Source organism: Protofrankia sp. Cas3 (genome assembly GCF_963555955.1).
GTDB lineage: Bacteria > Actinomycetota > Actinomycetes > Frankiales > Frankiaceae > Protofrankia.
In genome coordinates, this window is the sequence record NZ_CAUVXP010000291.1 from 1 (window position 1) to 3,374 (window position 3,374).

Annotated in this window: 4 protein-coding genes and 1 pseudogene; 2 read left to right on the top strand and 3 right to left on the bottom strand. The window is 70.7% G+C overall.

The genetic code is table 11. The annotated features are described in order from the left end of the window. A partial coding sequence (locus U9983_RS27275) for a phytoene desaturase family protein (protein WP_322756761.1) occupies positions 1-881 on the top strand: 881 nt, incomplete at its 5' end. Positions 882-908: 27 nt separating this feature from the next. Here U9983_RS27275 and U9983_RS27280 read toward each other — a convergent pair. Next, the gene (locus tag U9983_RS27280; protein WP_322756762.1) at positions 909-1,646 is read right to left on the bottom strand and encodes a CDP-alcohol phosphatidyltransferase family protein; all 738 of its coding nucleotides are present in this window, start codon (positions 1,644-1,646) and stop codon (positions 909-911) included. Between the two features lie 125 nt (positions 1,647-1,771). On the opposite strand from U9983_RS27280, the gene U9983_RS27285 reads away from it, so the two are divergent. Further along, positions 1,772-2,020, top strand: coding sequence for a hypothetical protein (locus U9983_RS27285; protein ID WP_322748146.1), 249 nt, complete (start codon positions 1,772-1,774; stop codon positions 2,018-2,020). Here U9983_RS27285 and metF read toward each other — a convergent pair. Together metF and U9983_RS27295 are read right to left on the bottom strand one after the other, a co-directional pair. Next, positions 2,002-2,934, bottom strand: coding sequence for a methylenetetrahydrofolate reductase [NAD(P)H] (gene metF, locus U9983_RS27290; protein ID WP_322756763.1), 933 nt, complete (start codon positions 2,932-2,934; stop codon positions 2,002-2,004). The genes U9983_RS27285 and metF overlap by 19 nt on opposite strands. 44 nt (positions 2,935-2,978) lie before the next feature. Continuing rightward, positions 2,979-3,374, bottom strand: a pseudogene (locus U9983_RS27295) (hypothetical protein); the annotation flags it as partial.

Consider the following 3,374-nt stretch of genomic DNA (forward strand, 5'->3'; position numbering starts at 1 on the left):
GCGGCCTTCACCAGCTCGGCCAGGCTGTCGCAGACCGGGCCGTGTGCCGTGGCGCGCGCCTGCTGCTCGACCATCAGGTCGTCGCGATCACCCGCAACGCCGGTGGTCGGGTGGCCGGGGTACAGCTGGCCGGCGGCCGGCGCATCGACGCGGACCTGGTGGTGTCCGGCGTCGATGCCCGCACGGTGTACGGCATGCTCGCGCCCCACCGGCGGGCGCAGCGGCGGCTACGCCGGGCGCCGGCGTCGTTGTCCGGCTTCGTCCTGCTGCTCGCCCTGCGCGGGCGGACGCCGGATCTCGCCCATCACACGGTGCTGTTCCCCGCCGAGAACGACGGCGAGTTCGACGCGGTATTCGGCGGCCGCCTGGCCACCGATCCGACGATCTACATAAGCGCGCCCGACGACCCCGCCCTCGCACCGCCGGGCTGTGAGGCATGGTTCGTCCTGGTGAACGCGGCCCGGCACATAACCGCTCCGCCGCGCGACGCCGCGACGCCGCGACCCGCACGCGGCGGCACCGGCACCGGCCCGGTCGGCGGCCCGGTCAACCGCGGGGTGGACTGGGATCGACCAGGGCTTGCCGACGCCTACGCCACCCAGATCCTGGCTTTGATGGCCGAGCGCGGCCTGGATGTCCGGGCCCGGCTGCTGTGGCACCGTGTGATCACTCCAGCCGATCTGGAGCGACGGACCGGCGCGGTCGGCGGGGCGATCTACGGGACATCGTCCAACGGCGTGCGCGCGGCGTTCCTGCGACCGGGCAACCGCTCGCCGATTCCGGGACTGTTTCTCGTCGGGGGGTCGTCCCACCCTGGTGGGGGCCTCCCGCTGGTCGCCATGTCCGCGAAAATCGTCGCCGACATGATCGGCCCCGCGTAGTGCGATGATCCGTACCACGCGCTGTGGTCAGTGTCGGGATACGCCGGCCCCGGTCGGCAACGTCGCGGTCGGCAACGTCGCGGTCCGCAACGTCGCGGTCCGCAACGTCCGGTGGACCACGATGCCGAGCTGGATCAGGCCCCCGGCACAGACCGTTGCGGTGGCGGCGGCACCGATCATGCCGGCAAGGTCGGCACGGCCGGGGTCGATCGCCGCGCCCAGCATCGCGATTACTGTGATGATGATCCGGGTGGGCCGCTCGCCGACCGTCACCACGCCGATCTCGCAGAACCCCACGTTCCCGGCCCGCGCACGCAGATACTCCAGCAGCGCGACCGCGGCCCCGGCAACGGCACACACCCCACCGGGGGCGCCGAGCAGCCAGAAGGCGACAAGGTAGATTCCGTCACAGATCCGGTCCGCCAGCGAGTCGAGGACGTACCCCCAGGGCGTCACCCGACGGGTGAGGACAGCCACACATCCGTCAAGGTTGTCCAGGAGGCCACCAGCAACGACGATCATCGCGGCTAGCAACGGGTACGGGCCGCCCAGCGCCGCGGCCGGCAGCATGGCACCGGTCAGCAGCGTCCCGGCGACAGTGATCGACGTGGGGCCGATACCACCCACGGCCAACGGGCGTCCCAGCCGGTAGACCAGGCCGAGCCACCAGCGGACGAGCCACATGCCGGTTGTGGCATCGTAACCTCCGTGCAGGCCCGACCACTCCCTGAGAAAGCCGTCACGGTCGGGCACCGGGGTGGTCACCAAGCCATCGTGCCCTCTGCGTATGGTTCCGTCGTCCGACATGACCCGCTTGTGATGACGACCCACTACCGACGACTGTCAGCCCCCTTCGAGGAGCCGCCGCAAGGCGGCCGCAGGAGACATCGGTGACCAAGCACTCGCCCCTGGTCGTGGAGACACTCGACGACCTGCATCCGACAGCAATCTTCAACGCGGAGCGCGACCAAGTGGTGGTCGCGGTCCGCATCACACCCGTGTTCGGCACCCTGGACCTCGACCTGGTGGCAGCGGTCGTCGACGCGGCGAACCTGGCCGACTTCGCCCTCGTCCGCGAGCAGCCTTTCCGGGACGAGTGGCTGTTGTGCGTCTTCGACGCCTACGAGGACCACGACTGACCGGCCGCCCGCCATCCGGACAGGGAGCGGAACACCTCACGGGTGGCGGTCGAGCGGTTCAACGTGATGAAGTGGATGCCCGGTGCACCTCCGGCCAGCAGCTTCTCGCACAGGTCCGTCGCGACCGCCACCCCGACCGCCGCCACCGCCACCGGGTCGTGGGCCACCTCGTGCAGCCGGCCGGCCAGATCCGCGGGAAATTCCGCGCCGGACAGCTGCGCCATCCGCTCGATCTGCGCGACATTCGTCACGGGCATCACCCCGGGGATGACGGGCGCCTCGCAGCCGAGCCGGCGGACCCGCTCGACCAGCCGGAAGTAGGCGTCCACATCGAAGAAGAACTGGGTGATCGCGTAGTCCGCGCCCGCGGCCAGCTTGCCGACCAGGTGGCGGGCGTCGGTGTCGAAGTCGGGCGAACGCGGGTGGCGGTCCGGGAACGCCGCGACCCCGACGCAGAAGTCGCCCAGCGACCGGACAAGGCGCACGAGGTCCTCGGCATAGCGCAGACCCTGCGGGTGCGCGACCCAGGTCCCCCGCGGATCACCGGGCGGGTCGCCACGCAACGCCAGTACGTTGTGCACCCCGGCTCCGGCGTAACTGCCGATCACCTGCCGCAGCTCGGACATGGAGTGGTTGACAGCCGTCAGGTGCCCGATCGGTGTGAGAGTGGTGTCGGTCGCAATCCGCTCGGTCACGCCGATGGTTCCCTTGCGGTTAGACCCGCCCGCACCGTAGGTCACCGACACGAAGGACGGTTGCAGGGATTCCAACTCCCTGATCGCTGTCCACAGGTGGCGCTCCCCCGCAGGGGTTTTGGGTGCGAAGAACTCGAACGAGAACGACAGCTGACCGGACGCGAGGAAGTCCCGCACAGTCAGCACCCGAGGTCCCAGCCCGCTCCTGACCGCCGTCATAGGCTCGAGGGTAGTGGCTGCCATGGGCCGGGGCCCTCGGCGGCTCACAGGCGCACCGGTCCGCCCGGGGCGGGGCTGCACACCCGTACCCGCCCGGACCGGCTGCGGGCCGAGACCGTCCGGGTCGCCGCCGGGTCAGCTGGAACGCTGACATCGACGGCACCGGGGTCCGCCGACTCCACATCCACGGCATAGGGACCGCCCGGGACGACAACCGTGACCGCGCCGCTGTGGCCGTGCGCGCTCACCTGATCGGGCGGAGACGAGAAATGCAGGATGACATCTCCCAGGCGGCTGCGTGCGGTGACCCTGCGCCCGCCCAGCTCACGTCCTGCGATGGTGCCGGAGTCCGTCAGGAGGACGAGGTCACCGTCGGATCCCCACAGTGTCACATCCCCGCGGCGCACCTCTGCTCGTACGCGGGTCGCCCTGGGCAACGT